We start from the raw sequence: 21,926 nt of genomic DNA on the forward strand, positions 1-21,926 counted from the left end.
ATCCTTGTTAGTTGTTCTTGTAGGTCACTTTATGCCAGTTCTTAACGGTTTCTGCACAAATGTCTTTCATATTGGCATCAGGCAAGCTGAGGACCATTTTTCTAAGTACAGTAGTCCCAAACTCTTTTACTTCTGAGAAATTAGCTCCTGATAGTTTTTTTGCCAATGTCTCAGGTGCATACCCTAGTGAAATACCATGATGCTGTTCAAAGTCGGAGAACCACTTTGAAATTTGTGATCTAGTTGGCATTGGTACTTCCAGTCTAATTTGGAAGCGCCGCCATACAGCACGATCCAATAGCTCAGAATGGTTTGTCGCACCAACTACAACAACATGAGATGGTAAAGAGTCAATCTGCATTAATAGTGAGCTAACAACCCTCTTTACTTCACCTGTATCGTGAGTGTCACCACGTTCTTTTCCTAATGTATCAAACTCGTCAAAAAACAAGACGCAACGTCTAGATGAGGCAAATTCAATAACCTTCTTTAGGTTAGAGGCGGTCTCTCCCAAATAAGAACCGATTACACCTTCATATCTGACTACAATCAACGGCACCATTAACGCTTCAGCCAAAGCTTCTGCAATGGAAGTTTTGCCATTACCTGGGGGGCCGATAAGTAGGAGTCGATTTCTCGGCTCCAAGCTGTATGAGCGAAGCAAATCAGCCCGAGACTGCTCTGCGATTAACTCATTAATCGACTCTGTAATTGAAGGGTTTAAGACTAGTTCGGACAGCTTGATGGCAGGGTGCCGCTCATCCACCAAGGAGGCAATTTTAGAAAAGCCGTAGTCTCTGGGTCTTAGAGTTGCGTTGGATACACTTATTGTTCTGAGTGCATCTTCCAAGCGCTCAGCTATCACATGATGCTTCTTGGCCCGCTCATCTGCGATCAAGGATTCTGTTACGCGCTTGAACTGCTGCTTATCGCCTAGTGCGCCTGCTTTTACCAAGCTTATGATTTTATCGGACTTTGCCATTGGGACTCACTCTCGTACCAGTCAGTTCTAAAACTCGTTCAAAGGGACAGGAGAACGACAAAGCTAGTATTGCAAGTGAATCATTTGGAGCCCCATAGGATGTCAAAGGTGTTTGTTCGCTCAGTTTAACAGCAACTTATAGAAAGGCCATGCGGATAAGTGCATCAAGAGTGCCTTCTTGCTTGGTTTATGTACCTTTATCAGGACCGCACAGTGACACAGCATCCTTGGTGCAAGGTGGAAAGGAGCTTAGCATCAGGGCTTTGTGATCAGAGTCGCAAGGCTGGTATACACCTTAACCACTTTTTCTATCTTGTAGCCTTCCCCTGCGCTCTGGAGCAATGGGTGCTCATTGGGGGAAGGAAAACATACAAAATTGGTAATAGTGGTAAACGCCAAAAGAGCCCGCTTTCGGGCTCTCTACCATTTACACGATAGCCGCTTAGCTTCTGTAAAGGTGTCTAACTATCTTACTTTTTCCCTCTTTCTGAACCAGCCATAGCTCATTATTGAATAGATCAATGACGTTCCTGGCGGTGCGGCGGGACACGAACTCTTGTTTGTATACAGCATTCACGAGGCTAGTCACCATAACCTCCCCTCCCTCATCCATGAGCACTTCGAGGATCTTGTTGGCATCGTCTTGGAGTCGCGCCCTCTTTGCCTGGATAGCGCGTTCACAGTCAGCTTTGGTTTTAAACTCTTTGGCTTTTGTACCCTCAATCATATCGACACTGTTCATCCGCTCTTGATAGCTGAGTCCATCGCTCTCGTCATACTGAAAAGCCACCTCTTTGACGTTTTCGCCTCGGCGCTTGATGTTCTCAGCCAGTACTGTCTTCAGCTCTGAGTTGCTCTCATTGGCCGGGTCGATGATGTAGGCCGCGTCGGTATCATCGACTGAATCTGCGACACCGCCGAAAACCAGCTTTCCTGATTCGTCACGGTTTTTGTTGCAATGAGCCAAACTGATAACCGTTCCACCTGCCATGGTGAAGCGTCTTAACTCCTCATAAAAAGCTGGAGCATCTTTTTTATTCATCACGTCGACAAACTTTTTGAGGGTGTCCAGAACGATGACCTGGTTAGCGGCAGCACCACTAGCGCATGATGCTGCCATAAGCGTTGCCAGATGCTGGGACTTGAACCCATTTTCACCCAGGACAATAGCGTTGATTCCGCTAGCGTGAAGGATTTTAGCTTTGGTGATTGCCCCTTTACCGCCATCATCGCAGTTGATGTAAATTACACCTCCACCATCAAGCAGACCTGAGTCGGCATCACGAGCAAGCATGGTTAGTACGATAAGGGTTTTACCCGTATTGGGTGGTGCAAAGAACACCGTCATTTGTCCCTTAACTACCATTCCGCCAGCGAGCATGACATCGTCACTCATCTGTTGTAGTCGCTCTTCAATCTGACTATCCGTTAATACGAAGTTCTCAAAAGTCGATGCCTTAGCCTGTGCCTCCTGCCTTAGTTTTTGTAGCTGTTTTTCCACCGCCGCTTTGGTTGTTTTGAGAAAGGGCGTTATTACATGCATCATTTCCGGGTTGTGTCGGTGAACGAAGTTGATGATATGCCCAGTGATCTCACTGTCAGAAGCTCCCTCGGCTTCTTGCGCGTCCTTGTATAGTTTCACTCCAGCAGTGAACTGAAAAGGATCATCAGTTGTGTAGTCCAAGGCCGCGTTTCTAAAGTGCTCTTTGATGTAGTAGCACTCGCTGTGTGTCTCTATTCCACCGATCATTGATCGCCCCATGCTGCCAACCATTCATCAATGGTCTGTTTGGCCAGTGGGCAGTCGCCACGAGCTAACCGGTATTGGTTCATAAGGTGGCTTGCTGCGATAGCATCAGCTTGGCCCACTAAAGCCAAAGGCTCATAGCGCCCAATGGAAGTCCGAATGCCTCTGCGTCGAAGAAGGTGGGTGAAGTGGGCGACATTTCGAGACTTAATTTTGCCCATCAAAGTCCATGCGGAAATACCTCTGGGCCCGGCTTCCAATAGGATTTGGGTTACGTTTTCCAGTTTTGTAGATTTTCGCGGGACGTTGCTTTTCTCTGCTACCTGGTAGTGCTGCTCAGTATTTTTAGGCATTGATTACACCTCCTGTCTTACTGCTCGATAGCTGGCTGGGTCTGCCAGCCAAGCTAAGACGTCAGACAGGCGATAGCCGCTGCAACGATGCCCAACACGAATGCGTTGGGGGAAAATGCCTTCTTTCTCCATTTGGAAGTGACGAGTATTGCTCAAGCTGGTGAGTTGTGTTGCCTCCTTGATGCGGATAAATCGATCTGGATGTCCCGATTCCAAGGCGATTTGACGGTATAGCCTTAACCTTGCGTCGACTCCCGAAAGAGAGTTATGACTGTGCGTGCCTTTGTTTGAATTGGACTTAGGTACTGGTGAAGTGTGGTGCGTTTGAGTGGTCATATCCTGGCCTCATGCATTGAAAGTGAGGCTAGGATATGGGGCTGGTTCACTAGGAAAAATGTCGCAACTACTTGTTTCCTGAAGCAAGTAGTTGCTTCCAAAGCACCCTTACTTTTGTGCTTTGACTGCGGCTTTCAAGATGCTGTTCTGGTGTCGCTCAGTCGGGATTGCCGTTTCCTTTGACAAGGTCTTAGCCAATTCGCGAAGCCACGATGCTCCCTCTCTTGGCCCAGGCTCGCCGTGAGTCCTTAGCTTTAGTGCTACAGCCTTTTCGAAGGGACCATACTGCTTGGATTGGCCTCCTTTAGACTTCCCTTCGCGTTCTTTGATGATGGGCTCCAGTTGGTACTCAAGGTTTGCGTGTGCTGTCGATATTCCCAGGCGAAACATCTGCATTGCGATGAAGTTTAGATATGAGTCCACCTCGTGGTATTCGTACGAATTTGGGCAATACCTTAGTGCGTCAGGCAGATGCTGTATTAAGTCGTGCTTGAGCATAGTCGCGTCGTCGCGGACTCCCATAAGCTCATAAACCTGTCGCTGAGTCTCGTCTTTCGTAAGGTCCTCCCCGTCGGTACGCAACGGGATAAGCCTGTTCGCCTCCGCTACAAGGCGCTCAAGTAAGGCGACACGACTGTCAAATGGATAGAACTGTTCTCGGAGGTCTTTACTTAGCTTGAATGGGTACGGAGGGGCATCCTTGAATCTGACTAAAAGGTTCGGGTCTACTTTTGTCTTCGTCATTGTGTATGTTGGAAATCTTTTCGTTCTTCGATGGTTACGACGTTGTCGGTCGAAAGCTCTCGCAGCTTATTGCCCCACAGCTCTAGCAGGGCTAGCTGCTCATTGAAAAAGTCGTAGTGTAGGTAGTGCGCCCTAGTACCTGCGATGGCGTGCCCCACTGTCCGCTCTACGATGTCGTATGGCTGGCCTAACTCCGCTAATCGGCTAACGAAAGTGTCCCGAAGAGCATGAGGGTGAAAGTGCTCTAGCTTCTCTTTGCCGTCGTCGTTGTGGCACTTCAACATTTGCCGGATCACAGCGTTAACGGAGGTGTTGACCGGAGGCTCATCGCTCTTCTGTTTTGGAAAAACGCACTTCCAACGTGCAGGCACATACTGTCGCTGGTGCTCAAGGATGCTGACCATGAAGTCGGATAAGGGGAGCTTTCTGGATTTCTTGCTCTTGGTGTATCGTTCTTCACTAGAGGCAGGAATTGTCCATATCCTGGCTGCCATATCGAACTCTGACCATCGGGCGCTGAGTACCGTGGAGATCCTCTGGCCGCTGGCTAGCGTCATGGTAATAGCGTTTTTATATGTCGGACTGGTTCCGGATTTCTCGATGATAGTCAGGAGTTGTCTGATCTCAGCGAACGCCAGGTTGCGATCACGCTTGTTGCTACTCCCGCCAACATCCTTAGCTCGAAGCCCAAAGATCGCGTCTGAGCGAACCTCTCCTCGGTTGACACCAAAGGTTAGCAGCAGCTTTACGAGAGAGAACACACTCTCGCAGGCTCCCGGGGTTTTCTCCAGGGGTCGGAATATCTCAAGTACGTCGGCTTTACCCAGGTTTGCACAGGGGATCTTTCCAATGATTGGCAGGATGTACTTAACTGCTAGGTATCGAGGTTGCTCAGGTCGCTGTCGCTTACTGATCTTTATCTGGTCAAATTCTTCCCACAGCGCGGTTACGGTATACCCCTTACGCTGCGCTTCTAACTTTTCTTGTCTGATGTATTCGCGGGGACTTGTGCCATTTTCCAGCTCACTGGCCAGTTGGACCGTTCTCATCCTGGCCTGCTTTAGGCTCATTAGTGGGTAACTGCCTAGCGTTAAGGTGTCAGCCTTCCCACCATACCTAAATCGGTAGATCCAGCTCTTCGCGCCACTGGGCCTGATACGGAGGGATAACCCGTTCTGGTCGGCGATGGCAAAGCTTTTGTCCTTGGGCTTTAGGTTCTCTATCTGCTTAGCGTTAAGTGCCATAACTACTGCCTGCTGCATTGGGTAACATGATGGGTAACGCAGATTTCATTGCAGGACGGCGTTTCTACGGAAATATATGAGGCCATAAAAAAACCGCAAACCCCTGTCGTGATGGGATTTGCGGTCAATGTATCAGGCTCTATGAGAACTAGCTAGATTCTTGATCGAGCTTCTTCTCCAGATAGTGGATGTTGGTGCCACCGTTCTGGAAGTTCTCGTCGGCCATGATGCGCTGCTGCAGCGGCACGTTGGTTTTGATGCCGTCCACCACCAGCTCGTGCAGCGCGTTGCGCATGCGGGCGATGGCGATGCCACGGTTTTCACCGTAGGTGATCAGCTTGCCAATCATGGAGTCGTAGTAGGGCGGTACCCGGTAGCCAGCGTAGATGTGGCTGTCCCAGCGGATGCCCATGCCACCCGGCGGGTGGAAATGGGTGATGGTACCCGGGGACGGGATGAAGTTTTTCGGGTCTTCCGCGTTGATGCGGCACTCAATGGCGTGACCACGAATCACCACCTGCTCCTGACTGATGGAGAGCGGTTGGCCGGCCGCGATACGCAGCTGTTCCTTAATCAGGTCAACGCCGGTCACCATCTCGGTAACGGGGTGCTCAACCTGGATACGGGTGTTCATCTCGATAAAGTAGAACTCGCCGTTTTCGTACAGGAACTCGAAGGTACCGGCACCACGGTAGCCGATCTCAACACAGGCTTTGGCACAGCGCTCACCGATGAACTTACGCATCTCTTCGGTGATGCCCGGAGCCGGGGCTTCCTCAACCACTTTCTGGTGGCGACGCTGCATGGAGCAATCACGCTCACCCAGGTGGATGGCGCTGCCCTGACCGTCAGCCAGTACCTGCACCTCAATGTGGCGCGGGTTCTCGAGGAATTTCTCCATGTAGACGGTGTCGTTGCCGAACGCGGCACCGGCTTCCGCCTTGGTCAGCTCGATGGACTTGAGCAGTTCCGCTTCGCTGCGAACCACACGCATGCCGCGACCACCACCGCCACCGGCGGCCTTGATGATCACCGGGTAACCGATGCGCTTGGCAATCTGGATGTTACGGGTGTTGTCTTCGGTCAGCGGGCCATCGGAACCCGGTACGCAGGGCACACCGGCTTTCTTCATGGAGTTGATGGCGGACACCTTGTCGCCCATCAGGCGGATCACATCGGCGGTGGGACCGATAAAGATGAATCCGCTGTTCTCCACCTGCTCGGCAAAGTCGGCGTTTTCCGCCAGGAAGCCGTAGCCCGGGTGGATGGCGATGGCGTCAGTCACCTCAGCGGCGGCGATGATCGCCGGGATGTTGAGGTAACTTTCGGTGGCCGGAGCGTTGCCGATGCAGATGGTCTCATCGGCCAGCAGTACGTGCTTCAGCTCGCGGTCGGCGGTGGAGTGCACCGCTACGGTTTTGATCCCCAGTTCGCGACAAGCGCGGAGGATGCGCAAGGCAATTTCGCCGCGGTTGGCGATCACCACTTTATCCAACATGGTGGCCTTCCTTACTCGATGATGAACAGGGGCTCGTCAAACTCGATGGGATCGCCGTTCTCCGCCAGGATGGCTTTGATCACACCGGCTTTATCCGCTTCGATCTGGTTCATCATCTTCATGGCTTCGATGATGCACAGGGTGTCACCGACGTTGACGGTGTCGCCCACTTCAACGAACGGCTTGGCACCCGGAGTCGGGGCGCGGTAGAAGGAGCCAACCATCGGGGACAGCACCTTGTGGCCAGCCGGCTCTGCGGCTTCAGCCGCCGGGGCAGCCGGGGCAGCGGCCGGAGCGGCAGCCGGAGCAGCCGCAACCGGGGCAGGAGCAGCGTAGGTTACCGGCGCCGGAGCGGTGCTGGTGCTGGCGATGCGTACGCTCTCTTCGCCTTCGGTGATCTCCAGTTCGGCGATGCCGGATTCCTGAACCAGTTCAATCAGTTTTTTAATCTTGCGAATGTCCATGGTGGCGCTCAATCCTGTTTTTATTCAGATGCTTGCCGTTTGAGAAAAGCGAGGGCGGCGTCCAGGGCATAACGGTAGCCGTCAGCGCCCAGGCCGCAGATCACCCCGATGGCCACGTCAGAAAAGTAGGAGGTGTGACGAAACGACTCCCGGGCGTGGACGTTGGAAAGGTGAACCTCGATAAAGGGTTTGGCGACGCCGAGCAGGGCATCCCGCAGGGCAACGCTGGTGTGGGTGTAGGCGGCGGGGTTGATGATGACGAAATCCGCCTCGCTTTGCTGGATGGTGTCGATCAGCACGCCCTCGTGATTACTCTGCACGTGGGACAGCGTCGCGCCTGCCTGCTCCGCTTGCTGGCGGAGGGCGTCGACAATGGTCTCCAGGGTCTGATGGCCATAGTGGCCAGGCTCACGCTGACCCAGCAGGTTCAGGTTCGGGCCGTTGACCAGCAGTATCTGGAAATTATTCGACATATTGCTCCCATCCGCAGCGATATCTCCGGGAAAAGTCGACCATCTGGCGCAATGCCTAAAGTCTGACCAGTAAGTCCCGGCACCCATGACTTGGAAGGCCATTATAACTACTTAGCCGGATATGGCAGCATAATACTGGTCTAATCTCAGCAAAATCCGACCAGTAGTCAGTCGTGCATCCCCGGTTTGCTCTGACGCAGCTTTTTGGTCTGTCCCTGCCGTTTTTTGCTGTCGACGCGACGTTTCTGCGAGGCGCGGGTGGGCTTGGTGGCGATCCGCTTCTTCTGTACCACCATGGCGGCATCAATCATCGCTTTCAGACGTTCCAGCGCATCCTGGCGGTTCATCTCCTGGGAGCGGTACTGCTGCGCTTTGATGATGATCTTGCCGCCCGGAGTCAGATTGGGATGGGCGCGGGCGAGGATCCGACTCTTGTAGTGGTCAGGCAGGGCGGTGGAGTGTTTCACGTCGAAGATCAGCATGATGGCGGTGCTGGTCTTATTGACGTGCTGACCGCCGGGGCCGGAGGCCCGGATCATCTGAAATTCGAGTTCGTTGGCCGGTATCGAGACCCGGCTGGAGAGGGTAAGCATGGCGCCATGGTACTCCCAAAGGCGCTGCGATTCACCTGCTCAGCGGCTCAGCAGGGCATTCACCGCCTGATTGTAACGGTAGGTCTGGTAAGGGATGGGTTGCTGCTGACTGGTCAGGCTGAACTCTGGGTCGCGGGCAAAGCGGCGCGCCGCTTCCAGCTCAGTGGGGAGTGTGGCGCTGATGCGGTAATGCTGGTTGCTGGCATCAAAAACCAGATACAGCGGGGCGGACACCAGCACTTCGTGGAACTCTTTATGGAACAGGTAGGGGTTGGCGTACCGCAGTGTTACCACCTGACGACCTGAGCCCAGGTTCAGCCGGTTTTGATGGGGGGAGACCGCCTGACCATTGACGGCAGTGGCGTAGAACCCTTCCGGCAGGTGAAGTTCACCGGCCATTGCCAGGGGGCAGAACAGGGCCATCAGGGGCCAGTAGCGTGCTTTCATAATCATCCCTCCCTCTGTCCAAGTATATGCCCAACTTTGGCCGTACGCCGGACAGCAAAAAGCGACGCCATGGGCGTCGCTTTTGGGATCATCGGCAGAGGCAATCTTACAGAGACAGTGCCTTGTTGATGGCTTGGCTTTCGCTGTGCACTTCTACCGGTACGGACTGGCTGCGGCTCACCAGTGCGATGGTGTCGCCAGATTTCTCAATCTGGTAAGTGGCGCCGGTGTCGGCGTTAAATACCAGGTGCATCGGGGCAGACACTTTGTACTCGTTCAGCTCTTTGCTGATGATGGTGTTCTCTTCGTAGCGGACGGTAACCACCTGCTTGCCGGCACCCAGCTGTACGCTGTCGGCGTGGGCGGAGACGGACTGGCCGTTAACGGCGGTGGCGTAGAAGCCTTCCGGCAGTTCCAGCTGACCCGCAGTAGCAGCAGCAGACAGAACCAGAGAGGTAGCCAGGGTAGTCAGGGTAGTGATGGTGTTGCGCATAGTGATTCTCCTTCTTAGTTACAGCGCTAGAAGGTTCATCGCTGGCCGCTGCCTGTCGATGACCCACGCAACCGCTGGGTTTGGCCCTTCCAGTTAGGCCTTTCCCGTGACCTTAAGGTTGTTATCAGGTTGGTCACTGCGGCTGTGATTCTTTTTTACCACTCTGTAACAGGAAAGTGAACTCGGCAGTGGATATGAGCTGCGGTTTAGGGGGTAATTTAGTGGGATCGTCGGTTTTGGATCAGTGACATAGTGATCCTGTGTTTTTTTTCTGTTCAATTCCTTAGCGCTTTGGTAGGGGTACTGGGGAAAAAAGATGCAGATCCTCCAAATTTTAACAACCAGGGTGAATAACTTTGTCCATTCTGGTGGAAAATGCGCCTTGATGCGGGGTAGGGGGTGTTAACAGCGTCAATGGCGCCGCTACACTGTCAACCTGACTGAACACTCATGACCGATTTCAGAGCGAGAGCGACACAGGATGTTACAACTGGTGGTGGGGCCGGAGGCCCGGCGACAGATTAGCCAGTCGGGTTTGCAGCCCGAACTGTTCGATAAAGTGATTGCGGCCAGTGGTGGCCCCAAGTGGATCCCACTGGCAGCGCTCGACCGTCACCTGCTGTATCAGTTCTTCCCTGCCGAACAACCGTTGTCCCTGTTGGGCACCTCCTCCGGGGCGTGGCGTTGCACCACCCTGTCCAATCCCGGCAGCGATGCCGCCCATCGTCGCCTGCAACACGCCTATATCCATCAGCGCTATGACCGGCCGCCGATGCCGGCGGAAGTGGATGCCATGTGTGAGGGGATACTCTCTGATGCGCTGGGGGAGTGTGCTCCGGCGATCTGTGACAATCTCTACCGTCAGCTCAATATCATTGTTTGTCGTGGCCGCCACCTGAATGACAGCGCCCGTCGTGGCAGCCAACTGGCGGGGCTGGCCTTTACCGCGCTGACCAATCTGGCCCGTCGCCGGAGCCTGTCGATGTCGTGGCAGCGGCTGGTGGCCAGCACCGGGTTGGATACGCCTTTTGTGCCGATGGATGACCTGCCCACGGAGGCGGCCCCTCTGGATGCCAATAACCTGCTGCCGGTGATGCTGGCCAGTGGCAGCATTCCTCTGGTGTTATCCGGTGTAACCGGGATCCCTGGGCTGCCCCCCGGCCGCTACTTTGACGGCGGTGTGACCGACTACCATCTGGACCTGCCAGCTTTGCAACGCGGTGGCCTGACCCTATACCCCCACTTCTACCCTCATGCGGCGCCGGGCTGGTTTGATAAGAAGTTGCCCTGGCGCCGGGCCAGCACCAACTTCGACAAGGTGGCGATCCTGACACCCGATCCCACCTTTATTGCCCGTCTGCCCCGCGGGCGGCTGCCGGACCGGAGTGACTTTAAGACTCTGGACAGCGATCGTCGGATCCGTGACTGGGAGCGCGCGGCGGAACTGGGTGAAGCCTTGGTGGATACCTTTCAGAAGTTGGTGCAGGACCCGATGCCCTACTTACGTTCGCTTTAATCGATAAGGGTAAGCGGCGCATGGAGCCTTGCGATGCAAATGATAACTGTTATCATTGAGTCATCACTTAGGAGGACACCATCATGCTCAAGACTTTCACTTTCGCCGTAATGCACTTTTCCATCGCTTTTGCCCTGGCCTACCTGATTACCGGCAGCATCGTGATTGGTGGCCTGCTGGCGGTACTTGAACCGATGGTGAACACCGTGGGGTACGCGATTCATGAGCGGGTCTGGAAACGCATTGAAGCGCGCCGTGAGGCTGAGGCCCCCTCTGCGGACGTGGCTTTGCCAGCCTGACTTCCCCTGAATTGCCTCCGTTGATGATTGCCGAGAAGCGGGCCCGCATTGTGCGGGCCCGTTGTCGTTTTGGGGTGGAGAGCGGGCGGCGGACAAAGCGCCATAAAAAAACGCCAGCCGGGCTGACGTTTTTGCGGAGGAGGATGATGAAAGACCAACCGACGTGCAGGCGGGCTAACCGACCTTTGAGGCCGAGCCTTCTGTCTGGGTCTGGCTTTACCCTCTCATACCTTTGAGGCTCGGGGCCAATGCCTTATCCCTATTGCTGCCATCGTTTTTTATCGCGAACTTTTCGGCAGTTATGGGGCCTGTAAGTCGGTTCATGCGATCCCTCTCCCCGGCTCCTCTCCCCGCCGCTTTCTCCGCAGTGTGCTGCCGCACAACTCGAATCTTATCTGGCGCGTTTGCCTGGCGCCTATCGCCATCCAGCTGGCCCTGATGTCGCCGTTACCGCGGGCGCTAAGCCCATGCGAAAGCAGGATAAGTGGTGGTGAAGTGCAAACAAAAACGCCAGCGTGGGAAACGCCGGCGTTTTGCTTCAGGAGGATGATGAAAGACCAGAAACCACATTTGCAGGGAGGTAAAGGATGGGTCGGAGGGAAGCCGTTGGCCCATCGCCTTGGTCTGGTTATTACCTTCTCACAGTGGTTTGGTCGGGGGCCAACGGGTCTGGCCTATGGGGGTTATCGGGTTTTTCGGGGAACGTTTAGTGTGGGCGGCTGCCCCGTCTGTCGACCGGCAATCCAAACAAAAACGCCAGCGTGGGAAACGCCGGCGTTTTGCTTTAGGAGGATGATGAAAGACCAGAAACCACATTTGCAGGGAGGTAAAGGATGGGTCGGAGGGAAGCCGTTGGCCCATCGCCTTGGTCTGGTTACTACCTTCTCACAGTGGTTTGGTCGGGGGCCAACGGGTCTGGCCTATGGGGGTCATCGGGTTTTTCGGGGAACGTTTAGTGTGGGCGATTGCCGCCGCAGTCGACCGGCAACCCAAACAAAAACGCCAGCGTGGGAAACGCCGGCGTTTTGCTTCAGGAGGATGATGAAAGACCAGAAACCACATTTGCAGGGAGGTAAAGGATGGGTCGGAGGGAAGCCATTGGCCCATCGCCTTGGTCTGGTTACTACCTTCTCACAGTGGTTTGGTCGGGGGCCAACGGGTCTGGCCTATGGGGGTCATCGGGTTTTTCGGAGAACGTTTGGTGCGGGCAGTTGCCCTGGGGTCTTAATCGTAGCGTGAACATTCAGCCCACGGTCCGGCAGGTCAAACAAGCAATAAAAAACGCCAGCGGCGAGCTGGCGTTTTTCAAGGATGATGATGAAGGTCAGACAGGCAATCGAGGGCGAGTTCGAAGGGATGGACCGTGTTGGGAAAGACACGGACTGCCTGTCTGACTGGGTTCAGACTCTCATACCGTCGCATCGTGTTGCCAATGCAAAAGACACATCACTTCAATCGCTTTTTTGCCAATGAAAGGGGGGAACTTCCCCCCCGGTCTTGTTCTTCAGGGCTACACTTTTGGAGACACCGTCAGCGAGGAGCCCGCTATGAAGCGCATCGAAGCGGCGCTGCTCCCGATCGACGATCCGGTACTGCCGGAGGGTCGCAAAGAGCTGCGCATCGTGACTCCCGGGCAACTAAGGATGGTGGCCGCCTCTCTCAAGGATGGATCGAGCCTTGCGGTTTGCATGAGCCGTGAGGAGGGCGACATGCCCTGTTATCCCATCGCGACCCTGGTGGACGTGGTGGATTTTTTCCAACTGGATGATGACACCCTGTCGGTGGTGGTTGAAGGGCGTCAGCGGGTTCGGGTGCTTAACACCTGGGCCGCCCCCGATGGTGTATGGATGGGGGAAACGTTGACCATGACCAACTGGCCATCGTTTCCGTTGGATAACAACTTTTCGGTATTGGGCGAGGCGTTGCGACGGCTTTATGAAGCCCAGCCTGAGCTGGGGCATCTGTACCATGACCCCCACCTGGAGGACGCCAGTTGGGTCAGTCAGCGTTGGTTAGAGGTGTTGCCCCTGGTTGAGCAGGAGAAGCAGCGATTGATGGGACAGCCGGACTGCGGCAAGACCATGCAATACGTGCTGTCGCTTATCCTGTCCCATCAATAACAGCCCGCCGTCAGGCGGGCTTTTTCACTAACTCCACCACCTGTTCCGCTACCCCGCTACCGGCGGCTTCGTAGATGTTGTAGACCGAATGCACGCCCATCTCTTTCAGTGCCTCGGCCTCTTCCGGCCAGCGTGAAATGGCGGCCACCCGGCCCTGGAATTCGATGCGCGCCAGCTGCTCGGCGGTGAACAGGTTACCGTGGTGGGCGGGCATAGCCAGAATCACCAGTTCGACGCTGTCGGAGTGTTCCAGCTTGTCCCAGAAGTCGGTATCGGTGGCGTCGCCCATCACCACGCGACGGCCTGCCTGTTCGTGCCGCTCGATGATCTCCTGCTTGTGGTCGATGCCCAGCAGGGTGTCACCGAAGTGCTGTTTCAACTCGTCATAAGCCCCGGAGCCGATGCGGCCCATACCAAAAATCAGCACCCGGGGCTGGCCCAGGCGGATGGGTTGGTCGTCCGGATGCAGTGGGTGGCGTTCCAGCTGGAGCAGTTGGTCGCGCAGGCGCAGGTAGATGCTCTGGCCGTGGGTCGACAGTGGGGCCGCCAACAGGAAGCTGAAGGCCACCAGCAAAGCCATAACCCGCAGCCAGCTTGGGTCCATGCTGCCGGCGGCAATGGCGGCGGTCAGGACGATCAGGCCGAATTCGGAGAAGTTGCCCAGCGACAGACTGGCCATCAGGGCGCTGCGCAGACGCAGGCGGAAGCGGGCCAGCAGCAGCAGGAAAAGCCCCAGTTTTATTGGCAGCAGCAGCATCAGTGCCAGGGCGGTCAGTACTTCGGCCCCGGTTGGCAGCCCCTGTTGGCCGATGGTCAGGAAGAAGGCGACAAGAAACAGCTCTTTAAACAGGAACAGGGACTTGGACAGCTCGGAGGCTTTGACGTGGCCAGCCAGCAGGATCCCGAGCACCAGTGCGCCGAGATCCGGTTTCAGGCCCACCGCTTCAAACAGGGCGGCACCGGGCACAAGCGCCATGGCGAGGCCAAACAGGACCAGCATCTCGCCGTGGCCGACCCGATCCATCAGTCGGTAGAACAGCGGACGCAGCAGCGGCAGCCCCAGCAGCAACAGGGCCCAGGGGGAGGGCAGCGCGCCTTTGCTGATGGTCAGGTACAGCACCGCGAACAGGTCCTGCATGATCAGGATGCCGATGGCCGTGCGGCCATACAGGGATTGGGTTTCGCCCCGCTCCTCCAGCATCTTGATGGCGAATACGGTACTGGAGAAACCCAGTGCAAAGGCCAGCAGTACCGCCTGGTTCAGGCTCAGTTCGTCAAACAGGGCGATGCCCATCACGCTGAACAGCTTGATGGCGGAGGTGGTGATCACCATGGTCAGCGCCAGGTGAATGGAGGCACCGCCCCAGATCTCGGCCCGGGCCAGCCCGCGCAGGTCCAGTTTCAGGCCGATGGCAAACAGCAGCAGCAATACGCCGAGGTCGGCGATGGGTTGCAGGAAAGGCAGCGCGTCAACGCCTGCGGCATAGAGGGCAAAGCCCGCGGCCAGATAGCCAATCAGAGGGGGAAAGCCCAATCCGGTTGCCAGAAGGGCCAGCAACAGCGGAAACAGCAGCAGGGAGGGGTCCAACATTCCTACGGTCCTTGTAAGGGTGAGCGTGGGCGCAAATGTTACCCAATTTTAGTGGCGTGAGATCCTTGATTGCCAATCAAATTTGGGGCAGGGCGCTGCGCTGGATCACAAACCGGGTTTCCGATCCGGCGTGCTCACCCGGTTGGCGCGTCTCCCCGGAGCCAGTTTATGGGGACTGGGGCGACCGTTGGCATCCAGGTTTACAAACACCATCGCCTCCACCGTAGCCAGTACCGCAAGGCTTTGCTTATTCCTGACTTCGCAGCGCACGGTAACGGCGGTGCGGCCAGTGTGCGTCAGGGCCAGGCCAAACTCAATGACTTCCCCCTGACGGCCGGGGCGGTGGAAGGTGATGTCGCGGATCTGGCGGGTGACCAGCTGATGGCTGCCCATCTGGCAGGCGGCAAAGATCCCCGCTTCTTCGTCCAGCCAGCTCAGCAGGCGTCCGCCAAACAGGCTTTGGCCCGGGTTGAGATCCTCCGGTTTGATCACCCGTCGACTGTAGTACTTCATCGCGCCCCTCCTGCAAACCGTCGGGGAAGCGCAGCGAAAACTGTGCCAATGGCTAAGCGATTGATCCGTCGAGCAGGGGAGAGAAAGGACGGACTCTTCCTGCCCCGTTATGGGGCGAGCGGCGGCGACGTTGCCCTAAAACGACACCGCCCGGCAGAGCCGGGCGGTGGGGGATTACTGGGCCAGGACGGCGTCCAGATGGTCAGCAAACGGGTTGGGGCCCATAAAGCCGGTGACCCGCAGCTGATTCAGCTCCTCACCCTCAGGGGTGAAGAACAGCAGGGTGGGCAGGCCCAGCACTTGATAGGACTCCAGCAGTTCGATGTCCTGAGCGTCGTTGGCGGTCACGTCGGCCTGCAGCAGCACCATCTTATCGGTGCGGGCAGTCACCTGCGGCTGCGGGAAGGTCTTGTGCTCAAACTCTTTACAGGCCACACACCAGTCGGCGTAGAGGTCGAGCATCACGGTTTTGCCTTCAGCGCCGGCTTTGGCCACTTCGCGCTCCAGGTCCTGGACGGTTTTCACCTTGATGAACTGTACGGCGTGTTGCGCGCTGGCCAGGGTTTCGCCACGGTTCATCACCGCGTGGAAACCGTAGGAGACGCTGGCAAACAGGCCCAGCACCACCACCACGTTACGCACGGTCTGCATCCAGCTGAACGCGGTCTTCTTGTTCTGGTGCAGCAGGTAGCCCGCCAGTGCCACGCCCCACAGGGCCCAGATGACGTCCATGATGGTGCCCGGCCACAGGCGGTCCAGCATCATGATGGAGACGGCAATCAGCAGGAAGCCAAACACGTGCTTGATCGCTTCCATCCAGGCGCCGGCCTTGGGCAGCAGCTTGCCGCCGGAGGTGCCGAGCAGCAGCAGCGGCAGACCCATACCCATGGAGAGGGCGTACAGGGCCAGGCCGCCGAGCACCAGATCACCACTCTGAGCCACGTAGATCAGGGCGCCGGAGAGCGGCGCGGTGGTGCAGGGCGAGGCCACCAATCCGGAGATCAGGCCCATCACGAACACACCAATAAAGGAGCCGCCTTTCTGCTGGTTCTGGGCGTTGGCCAGTTTGCCCTGCAGGCTGGAGGGCAGCTGCAGGTTATAGAGGCCGAACATCGACAGCGACAGCACCACAAACAGAATGGCCAGTCCGATAAGTACCGCCGGGCTTTGCAGCGCCGCCTGGTATTTCACCCCGGCGGAAGCCACCACCAGGCCCAGCAGGGAGTAGGTCAGCGCCATACCCTGGACGTAGGTCATCGACAGGGCGAAGGCTTTGCCGGTGGACAGCTTCTTGCCCTGGCCCGCGATGATGCCGGTCAGGATCGGGTACATCGGGAACACGCAGGGGGTAAAGGCCAGCAGGATGCCGAGGCCGAAGAAGGTCACCAGCGGCAGCAGCAGGCCGTCACCGGCCAGCAGGGCGGCCAGGCCATCCTGCTGGGTTTGCGGGGCAGCCGGTGCCGGTGCGGCGGTGGTCAGTAGGCCATCATTGGCAGCCACCGCACTGAGGTAGACGGTTTGCTTGGTGGGCGGGTAGCACAGCACCTTGTCCAGGCAGCCCTGGTAGGTGACGGTGACGGCGGCTTCACCCTGGGCTTCCAGTACCGGAATGGTCAGGGTGACGTCATTGAAGTACACCGGCTGGTCGCCAAAGAATTCGTCGGTGTGGATCACCGGGCTGGGGTATTGGATCGGCCCCAGTTCGGCACTGCCGTCGACTTCGACTTTCAGGACAAACTTATCCTGGTAGAGGTAGTACTGGTCGCCGGCCATGGTCCAGGTCAGCTGCAGGGCATTGTCCTGTTGGCGGAAGTCGAACAGGTAAGCCTGATCCACCGGCAGCACCTGCGGCTCCTGCTTAAGGAAGGAGAAGTTGGCGGAGGCGCCCAGGCTGAGCAGGCCCAGCAGCGGCAGTAACAGAAGTCGTGTCAGTGTCTTGGTCATGGCTGGCAGTGTTGGTTAATCCATTCCAAATAGGGGCGGTGGCCCCATTCAACGGGCAGGGCCAGGATCTCGGGAACCTCGTACGGGTGGTGAGCCCGGATGCAGGTTTCCAATGCTGGCAGGCACGATGCCCGGGTTTTCAGCACAAGTTGCACCTCGTTGTCGCGGCACAGTTCGCCCTTCCAATGGTAGAGCGAAGTGATGCCCGGCAGCAGGTTTACGCAGGCCACCAGCTTCTGGCTCAACAACGCGTCCGCCACGCGCTCGGCGCTGGCGTTATCCGGGCAGGTGCAGAGCACGACCCGATGGTCGTTGGTTGGGTCAGTTTGAGCTGAAGACAACACGTTACCTATCGATGGCTGAATTGGCTGCTTACTGTACGTGACTTTGCGGGTCGGCGCACAGGCTTGTGTAACAGGACATGATCCCGGCTTGAAAACAGACCGCCTCCCCCCCATTAGAGTTTCAGTACTGACCGAAAAATGTGAGGCCTGTGTGCTCTTTTACCTGTTTTTGCTGTTTGCGGTGATGCCCATCGTTGAGATCTACATCCTGATCCAGGTTGGCAATGCCTTTGGCGCCCTGGCCACCATCGGCCTGGTGCTGCTGACTGCTGCCCTGGGGGCATCGCTGGTGCGCAGCCAGGGCCTGAGCACCCTGATGTCGGTGCAAACCCGACTGAACCAGGGCGAGATCCCCGGCCAGCAGATTGTCGAAGGGATGTTGCTGGCAGTGGCGGGTGTGCTGTTGGTGACACCGGGCTTTGTGACCGATTTCCTTGGCCTGCTGATCCTGACCCCTGCCACCCGTGCCCCAATTGCCGCGGCACTGCTGAAGCGAATGCAGCTGAAAGTGGTGCAGGGCCAAGGCTTCTCCGCTGGTTTCGGTGGCGGCTTCCAGGGCCACGACCCCTTTGCCGGTGGCCAGCAACCGGGGCCGCGTCAGCCGGACGATGGCCGCACCATCGACGGCGACTTTGAACGCAAAGAGTAAGTCGACGGAGAACGAAAAAGGGACGCTGAGGCGTCCCTTTTTTGATGGCTCAGCGCAGCAGGGGGGCCAGCGAGGGTTCGGTCAGCTGGCGGGCCAGAAAATAGCAGGCGGCCCCCATCAGCAGGTTGGCCAGGGTGATGGCGATAAAGATCCCTTCTACGCCGACCCACTGGCTGCCCAGCCAGGCGCCGGGCAGCAGCAACAGGCCGAGGCGGGAGAGGTTCAGGCCCAGCGCACTCATGGGGCGGTGATAGGCGTTCAGCGACATCGCCAGCAGGATCACCACACCCAGCGCGCCGTAGGCGGCCGGCACCCAGCGCAGGTATTGGGTCAGGTAGTGGGTGACGGTGCCGTCGGTGCTGAACAGGCTGGCCAGATGGGGCGCCAGCGGCCACAGCACCAGGTAGATCGCCAGTTGGGCCAGCAGCACGGAGTGCAGGCTGCCCATCAGCGCCCGTGCGGCCCGGTCGGTCTGACCCGCCCCCAGATTCTGGGCAATAAAGGGGGTCAGGGCGCCGCACAGGGCGGTAACCAGGATCAGCAGCAGCGATTCAATGCGGGTGCCCGCCCCAAAGGCGGCGACCGCGTGGGTGTCCATCCGCGCCAGCAGGGCGATCAGAACCGCGTTGGCCAGCGGGTTCAGCAGATTGGAGAGGGTGGCCGGGCGGGCGATGTGCAGCATCAGGCGCCAGTGGGCGCGCAGCCGATCCAGCTTAAGGCGGGCCAACAGATTGTGGCGGGCGGTCAGCATATAGAGCGCCACCACAAAGGTGAGGATCCAGGACAGCACCGTCGCGATGGCCGCGCCCTGCATCTCCAGCCGCGGGAACGGGCCGATGCCGAAGATCAGCAGCGGATCGAGAATGGCATTAACCAGGGCCGCCACCGCCGTCACCAGCGCCGGGGTAAAGGTGTTGCCGGTGGCCCGCAGGGCCTGGTTGCCCACCATCGGTAGCACCAGGAAACCGATGCCGAGATACCACACCAGCATGTAGTCGTGCACCAGCCCCAGCAAGGCGTCATCGGCGCCCAGCAGGCGGAACAGCGGATCGATGGTCAGCGCCCCGCCAATGGCAAACAGGGTCACGATAACGATGGTGAGCAGCAGCCCGTGGGTGACAAACTGGCGGCCTTGGGCACGGTCTCCCTCGCCAAGCAGACGCCCCAGTTGCGCACTCATCCCTGCACCCAATCCCAGCGCCACCGAGGAGACCACCAGTGTCACCGGAAAGGTCAGGCTCAGAGCGGCCAGCGGTTGGGTGCCAAGACGGCTGATAAAGAAGGTGTCGGTCAGGTGATAGAGCAACAGGCTCAGCACGGCAAACAGGTTCGGCAGGGCCAGCCGGGCAAGGGTTCCGGCGATGGATCCGCTGAGCAAGTCATGCTCTCGATGCATCCTGACTCCTGTTCAGTCACTGACGGGAAAGCGTCAGGTTACGGCAAGGCGGGCATGGTAACAGTGGCTCAGCGCCCACCCAAGAAAAAAAATTCTGAGGGGCCCCTTGTATTGAAATCCCCCCCGCCCCATATAGAAGTGCAACTGCAGCGCGTCTGCATCTCTCAATTAGTAATCAACACGGAAACGTTTTGAGGAGAAATCAAAGATGAACATCCGTCCGTTGCATGATCGTGTAATCGTTAAGCGTACTGAAGTGGAAACCAAGTCCGCTGGTGGCATCGTCCTGACTGGTAGCGCCGCGGAGAAATCCACCCGTGGTGAAGTGCTGGCCGTAGGCAATGGCCGCATCTTGGAAAACGGTGAAGTGAAAGCCCTGGACGTGAAGGTTGGCGATACCGTCATCTTCAACGAAGGCTACGGCGTGAAGACTGAAAAAGTGGATGGTCAGGAAGTGCTGATCATGTCCGAGTCCGACATCCTGGCGATCGTCGAATAAGTTCAATCGATTTCGAAGTTTAGAGGGAAAGAATAATGGCAGCTAAAGACGTAAAGTTTGGCAATGACGCTCGCGTAAAAATGCTGAAGGGTGTGAACATCCTGGCTGACGCAGTAAAAGTGACCCTGGGCCCGAAAGGCCGCAACGTGGTACTGGACAAGTCCTTCGGTGCCCCGACCATCACCAAAGACGGTGTGTCCGTAGCCAAAGAGATCGAACTGGAAGACAAGTTCGAGAACATGGGCGCCCAGATGGTGAAAGAGGTTGCTTCCAAGGCCAACGACGAAGCGGGTGACGGCACCACCACCGCCACCGTACTGGCTCAGGCCATCGTTAACGAAGGTCTGAAAGCGGTTGCTGCTGGCATGAACCCGATGGACCTGAAGCGCGGTATCGACAAAGCCGTTGTGGCGGCGGTTGAAGAGCTGAAAGCCCTGGCCGTACCTTGCACCGACTCTAAGGCGATTGCCCAGGTAGGTACCATCTCTGCCAACTCCGACACCTCCATCGGTGAAATCATTGCCACCGCCATGGAGAAAGTGGGTCAGGAAGGCGTGATCACCGTTGAAGAAGGTCAGGCTCTGGAGAACGAGCTGGACGTGGTTGAAGGTATGCAGTTCGACCGCGGTTACCTGTCTCCCTACTTCATCAACAACGCTGAAAACGGCACTGTTGAGCTGGACTCTCCGTTCATCCTGCTGGTGGACAAGAAGATCTCCAACATCCGTGAACTGCTGCCGATCCTGGAAGGCCTGACCAAAGCGGGCAAACCGCTGCTGATCGTGGCCGAGGACGTGGAAGGCGAAGCCCTGGCCACTCTGGTAGTGAACAACATGCGTGGCATCGTGAAAGTGGCCGCTGTTAAAGCCCCGGGCTTCGGCGACCGTCGTAAAGCGATGCTGCAGGATATCGCCATCCTGACCGGTGGTACCGTGATCTCCGAAGAGATCGGTCTGGAGCTGGAAAAAGCCACTCTGGAAGATCTGGGTAACGCCAAGCGCGTTGTGATCACCAAAGACAACACCACCATCATCGACGGTGTGGGTGAAGAAGATCAGATCAAAGGCCGTGTTGCCCAGATCAAACAGCAGATCGAAGAGTCCACCTCTGACTACGATAAAGAGAAGCTGCAAGAGCGCATGGCCAAGCTGGCCGGCGGTGTTGCGGTCATCAAGGTTGGCGCTGCCACCGAAGTCGAAATGAAAGAGAAGAAAGCCCGCGTAGAAGACGCCCTGCACGCCACCCGCGCTGCAGTGGAAGAAGGCGTGGTCGCTGGTGGTGGTACTGCCCTGGTTCGCGTTGCGGCCAAGATCTCTGACCTGACCGGTGACAACGAAGAGCAGAACGTCGGCATCAAGCTGGCCCTGCGCGCCATGGAAGCGCCGCTGCGCCAGATCGCGTTCAACGCCGGTGTTGAGTCTTCCGTTATCGCCAACCAGGTACGCGAAGGCAGCGGTAACTACGGCTACAACGCCGGTACCGGTGTATTCGGTGACATGCTGGAGATGGGCATCCTGGATCCGACCAAGGTAACCCGTTCTGCCCTGCAGTTCGCCGCCTCCGTAGCGGGCCTGATGATCACCACCGAAGCCATGGTAACCGAGCTGCCGAAAGAGGAAGCAGCCCCGGACATGGGCGCCATGGGTGGCATGGGCGGCATGGGCGGCATGATGTGATCGCC

The 21,926-nt window shown here is 57.2% G+C and carries 22 protein-coding genes; 6 read left to right on the top strand and 16 right to left on the bottom strand.

Annotated features, from left to right (window positions below):
- Positions 1–7: 7 nt before the first annotated feature.
- From FBAL_RS02410 to FBAL_RS02460, 11 genes are all read right to left on the bottom strand, one after another.
- On the bottom strand, positions 8–982 hold the full coding sequence (locus tag FBAL_RS02410; protein ID WP_013343983.1) for an AAA family ATPase: 975 nt from the start codon (positions 980–982) through the stop codon (positions 8–10).
- A gap of 442 nt (positions 983–1,424) precedes the next feature.
- On the bottom strand, positions 1,425–2,756 hold the full coding sequence (locus FBAL_RS02415) for an AAA family ATPase (protein ID WP_083771144.1): 1,332 nt from the start codon (positions 2,754–2,756) through the stop codon (positions 1,425–1,427).
- On the bottom strand, positions 2,729–3,082 hold the full coding sequence (locus FBAL_RS20165; protein ID WP_041251147.1) for a hypothetical protein: 354 nt from the start codon (positions 3,080–3,082) through the stop codon (positions 2,729–2,731). The genes FBAL_RS02415 and FBAL_RS20165 overlap by 28 nt, the downstream gene beginning before the upstream one ends.
- Positions 3,083–3,085: 3 nt before the next feature.
- On the bottom strand, positions 3,086–3,418 hold the full coding sequence (locus tag FBAL_RS20775; RefSeq protein WP_013343985.1) for a helix-turn-helix transcriptional regulator: 333 nt from the start codon (positions 3,416–3,418) through the stop codon (positions 3,086–3,088).
- A gap of 740 nt (positions 3,419–4,158) precedes the next feature.
- Positions 4,159–5,406 (bottom strand): tyrosine-type recombinase/integrase, encoded by a 1,248-nt coding sequence (locus tag FBAL_RS02430; RefSeq protein ID WP_013343987.1) that lies wholly within the window; start codon positions 5,404–5,406, stop codon positions 4,159–4,161.
- Positions 5,407–5,554: 148 nt separating this feature from the next.
- A complete protein-coding gene (accC, locus tag FBAL_RS02435) occupies positions 5,555–6,904 on the bottom strand; it encodes an acetyl-CoA carboxylase biotin carboxylase subunit (RefSeq protein ID WP_013343988.1) in 1,350 nt (449 codons plus the stop codon).
- An 11-nt stretch (positions 6,905–6,915) separates the two neighbouring features.
- The gene (accB, locus tag FBAL_RS02440) at positions 6,916–7,368 is read right to left on the bottom strand and encodes an acetyl-CoA carboxylase biotin carboxyl carrier protein (RefSeq protein ID WP_013343989.1); all 453 of its coding nucleotides are present in this window, start codon (positions 7,366–7,368) and stop codon (positions 6,916–6,918) included.
- Positions 7,369–7,388: 20 nt separating this feature from the next.
- Positions 7,389–7,841, bottom strand: coding sequence for a type II 3-dehydroquinate dehydratase (gene aroQ / locus FBAL_RS02445; RefSeq protein WP_013343990.1), 453 nt, complete (start codon positions 7,839–7,841; stop codon positions 7,389–7,391).
- A 167-nt stretch (positions 7,842–8,008) separates the two neighbouring features.
- Positions 8,009–8,434: an alternative ribosome rescue aminoacyl-tRNA hydrolase ArfB gene (arfB, locus tag FBAL_RS02450; RefSeq protein WP_013343991.1), complete on the bottom strand. Its 426-nt coding sequence runs from the start codon at positions 8,432–8,434 to the stop codon at positions 8,009–8,011.
- Between the two features lie 39 nt (positions 8,435–8,473).
- The gene (locus tag FBAL_RS02455) at positions 8,474–8,881 is read right to left on the bottom strand and encodes a DUF2057 family protein (RefSeq protein ID WP_013343992.1); all 408 of its coding nucleotides are present in this window, start codon (positions 8,879–8,881) and stop codon (positions 8,474–8,476) included.
- A gap of 106 nt (positions 8,882–8,987) precedes the next feature.
- Positions 8,988–9,374: a DUF2057 family protein gene (locus FBAL_RS02460; RefSeq protein ID WP_013343993.1), complete on the bottom strand. Its 387-nt coding sequence runs from the start codon at positions 9,372–9,374 to the stop codon at positions 8,988–8,990.
- 481 nt (positions 9,375–9,855) lie between these two features.
- Here FBAL_RS02460 and FBAL_RS02465 point away from each other — a divergent pair, with 481 nt between their 5' ends.
- The 3 genes from FBAL_RS02465 to FBAL_RS02475 all read left to right on the top strand — a co-directional run bounded on the left by FBAL_RS02465 (position 9,856) and on the right by FBAL_RS02475 (position 13,309).
- Positions 9,856–10,890, top strand: coding sequence for a hypothetical protein (locus tag FBAL_RS02465; protein WP_013343994.1), 1,035 nt, complete (start codon positions 9,856–9,858; stop codon positions 10,888–10,890).
- Positions 10,891–10,973: 83 nt separating this feature from the next.
- Entirely contained in the window at positions 10,974–11,189 is a 216-nt protein-coding gene (locus FBAL_RS02470; RefSeq protein ID WP_013343995.1) for a DUF2061 domain-containing protein, read from the top strand.
- Positions 11,190–12,736: 1,547 nt separating this feature from the next.
- Positions 12,737–13,309, top strand: coding sequence for an LON peptidase substrate-binding domain-containing protein (locus FBAL_RS02475; protein ID WP_013343997.1), 573 nt, complete (start codon positions 12,737–12,739; stop codon positions 13,307–13,309).
- Between the two features lie 10 nt (positions 13,310–13,319).
- Here FBAL_RS02475 and FBAL_RS02480 read toward each other — a convergent pair whose 3' ends face one another.
- From FBAL_RS02480 to cutA, 4 genes are all read right to left on the bottom strand, one after another.
- On the bottom strand, positions 13,320–14,900 hold the full coding sequence (locus FBAL_RS02480) for a cation:proton antiporter (RefSeq protein ID WP_013343998.1): 1,581 nt from the start codon (positions 14,898–14,900) through the stop codon (positions 13,320–13,322).
- A 105-nt stretch (positions 14,901–15,005) separates the two neighbouring features.
- The gene (locus FBAL_RS02485; protein WP_013343999.1) at positions 15,006–15,413 is read right to left on the bottom strand and encodes an acyl-CoA thioesterase; all 408 of its coding nucleotides are present in this window, start codon (positions 15,411–15,413) and stop codon (positions 15,006–15,008) included.
- A gap of 174 nt (positions 15,414–15,587) precedes the next feature.
- Entirely contained in the window at positions 15,588–17,357 is a 1,770-nt protein-coding gene (locus FBAL_RS02490) for a protein-disulfide reductase DsbD (RefSeq protein WP_013344000.1), read from the bottom strand.
- Positions 17,354–17,701: a divalent-cation tolerance protein CutA gene (gene cutA / locus FBAL_RS02495; RefSeq protein ID WP_013344001.1), complete on the bottom strand. Its 348-nt coding sequence runs from the start codon at positions 17,699–17,701 to the stop codon at positions 17,354–17,356. The genes FBAL_RS02490 and cutA overlap by 4 nt, the downstream gene beginning before the upstream one ends.
- Before the next feature lie 151 nt (positions 17,702–17,852).
- On the opposite strand from cutA, the gene FBAL_RS02500 reads away from it, so the two are divergent.
- On the top strand, positions 17,853–18,350 hold the full coding sequence (locus FBAL_RS02500; protein WP_013344002.1) for an FxsA family protein: 498 nt from the start codon (positions 17,853–17,855) through the stop codon (positions 18,348–18,350).
- Positions 18,351–18,399: 49 nt separating this feature from the next.
- Here FBAL_RS02500 and FBAL_RS02505 read toward each other — a convergent pair whose 3' ends face one another.
- A complete protein-coding gene (locus FBAL_RS02505) occupies positions 18,400–19,746 on the bottom strand; it encodes an MATE family efflux transporter (RefSeq protein WP_013344003.1) in 1,347 nt (448 codons plus the stop codon).
- Positions 19,747–19,954: 208 nt separating this feature from the next.
- Between FBAL_RS02505 and FBAL_RS02510 the strand changes: the two genes are divergently transcribed.
- Positions 19,955–20,245, top strand: coding sequence for a co-chaperone GroES (locus FBAL_RS02510; protein WP_013344004.1), 291 nt, complete (start codon positions 19,955–19,957; stop codon positions 20,243–20,245).
- A gap of 35 nt (positions 20,246–20,280) precedes the next feature.
- Complete coding sequence (gene groL / locus FBAL_RS02515) at positions 20,281–21,921, top strand: chaperonin GroEL (RefSeq protein WP_013344005.1); 1,641 nt, start codon at positions 20,281–20,283, stop codon at positions 21,919–21,921.
- The last annotated feature ends 5 nt before the right edge of the window (positions 21,922–21,926 follow it).

The organism is Ferrimonas balearica DSM 9799 (assembly GCF_000148645.1).
Classification (GTDB): domain Bacteria; phylum Pseudomonadota; class Gammaproteobacteria; order Enterobacterales; family Shewanellaceae; genus Ferrimonas; species Ferrimonas balearica.

Excerpts from the sequence above, each read along its gene's own strand:
- groL (WP_013344005.1), top strand. The coding sequence starts at position 20,281 with ATGGCAGCTAAAGACGTAAAGTTTGGCAATGACGCTCGCGTAAAAATG.
- FBAL_RS02475 (WP_013343997.1), top strand. The coding sequence starts at position 12,737 with ATGAAGCGCATCGAAGCGGCGCTGCTCCCGATCGACGATCCGGTACTG.
- accB (WP_013343989.1), bottom strand. The coding sequence starts at position 7,368 with ATGGACATTCGCAAGATTAAAAAACTGATTGAACTGGTTCAGGAATCC.
- FBAL_RS02490 (WP_013344000.1), bottom strand. The coding sequence starts at position 17,357 with ATGACCAAGACACTGACACGACTTCTGTTACTGCCGCTGCTGGGCCTG.
- FBAL_RS02465 (WP_013343994.1), top strand. The coding sequence starts at position 9,856 with ATGTTACAACTGGTGGTGGGGCCGGAGGCCCGGCGACAGATTAGCCAG.
- FBAL_RS02460 (WP_013343993.1), bottom strand. The coding sequence starts at position 9,374 with ATGCGCAACACCATCACTACCCTGACTACCCTGGCTACCTCTCTGGTT.
- FBAL_RS20775 (WP_013343985.1), bottom strand. The coding sequence starts at position 3,418 with ATGACCACTCAAACGCACCACACTTCACCAGTACCTAAGTCCAATTCA.
- FBAL_RS02415 (WP_083771144.1), bottom strand. The coding sequence starts at position 2,756 with ATGGTTGGCAGCATGGGGCGATCAATGATCGGTGGAATAGAGACACAC.
- FBAL_RS02430 (WP_013343987.1), bottom strand. The coding sequence starts at position 5,406 with ATGGCACTTAACGCTAAGCAGATAGAGAACCTAAAGCCCAAGGACAAA.
- FBAL_RS20165 (WP_041251147.1), bottom strand. The coding sequence starts at position 3,082 with ATGCCTAAAAATACTGAGCAGCACTACCAGGTAGCAGAGAAAAGCAAC.
- FBAL_RS02455 (WP_013343992.1), bottom strand. The coding sequence starts at position 8,881 with ATGAAAGCACGCTACTGGCCCCTGATGGCCCTGTTCTGCCCCCTGGCA.
- FBAL_RS02410 (WP_013343983.1), bottom strand. The coding sequence starts at position 982 with ATGGCAAAGTCCGATAAAATCATAAGCTTGGTAAAAGCAGGCGCACTA.
- FBAL_RS02480 (WP_013343998.1), bottom strand. The coding sequence starts at position 14,900 with ATGTTGGACCCCTCCCTGCTGCTGTTTCCGCTGTTGCTGGCCCTTCTG.
- FBAL_RS02505 (WP_013344003.1), bottom strand. The coding sequence starts at position 19,746 with ATGCATCGAGAGCATGACTTGCTCAGCGGATCCATCGCCGGAACCCTT.
- aroQ (WP_013343990.1), bottom strand. The coding sequence starts at position 7,841 with ATGTCGAATAATTTCCAGATACTGCTGGTCAACGGCCCGAACCTGAAC.
- accC (WP_013343988.1), bottom strand. The coding sequence starts at position 6,904 with ATGTTGGATAAAGTGGTGATCGCCAACCGCGGCGAAATTGCCTTGCGC.
- FBAL_RS02485 (WP_013343999.1), bottom strand. The coding sequence starts at position 15,413 with ATGAAGTACTACAGTCGACGGGTGATCAAACCGGAGGATCTCAACCCG.
- FBAL_RS02510 (WP_013344004.1), top strand. The coding sequence starts at position 19,955 with ATGAACATCCGTCCGTTGCATGATCGTGTAATCGTTAAGCGTACTGAA.
- FBAL_RS02470 (WP_013343995.1), top strand. The coding sequence starts at position 10,974 with ATGCTCAAGACTTTCACTTTCGCCGTAATGCACTTTTCCATCGCTTTT.
- arfB (WP_013343991.1), bottom strand. The coding sequence starts at position 8,434 with ATGCTTACCCTCTCCAGCCGGGTCTCGATACCGGCCAACGAACTCGAA.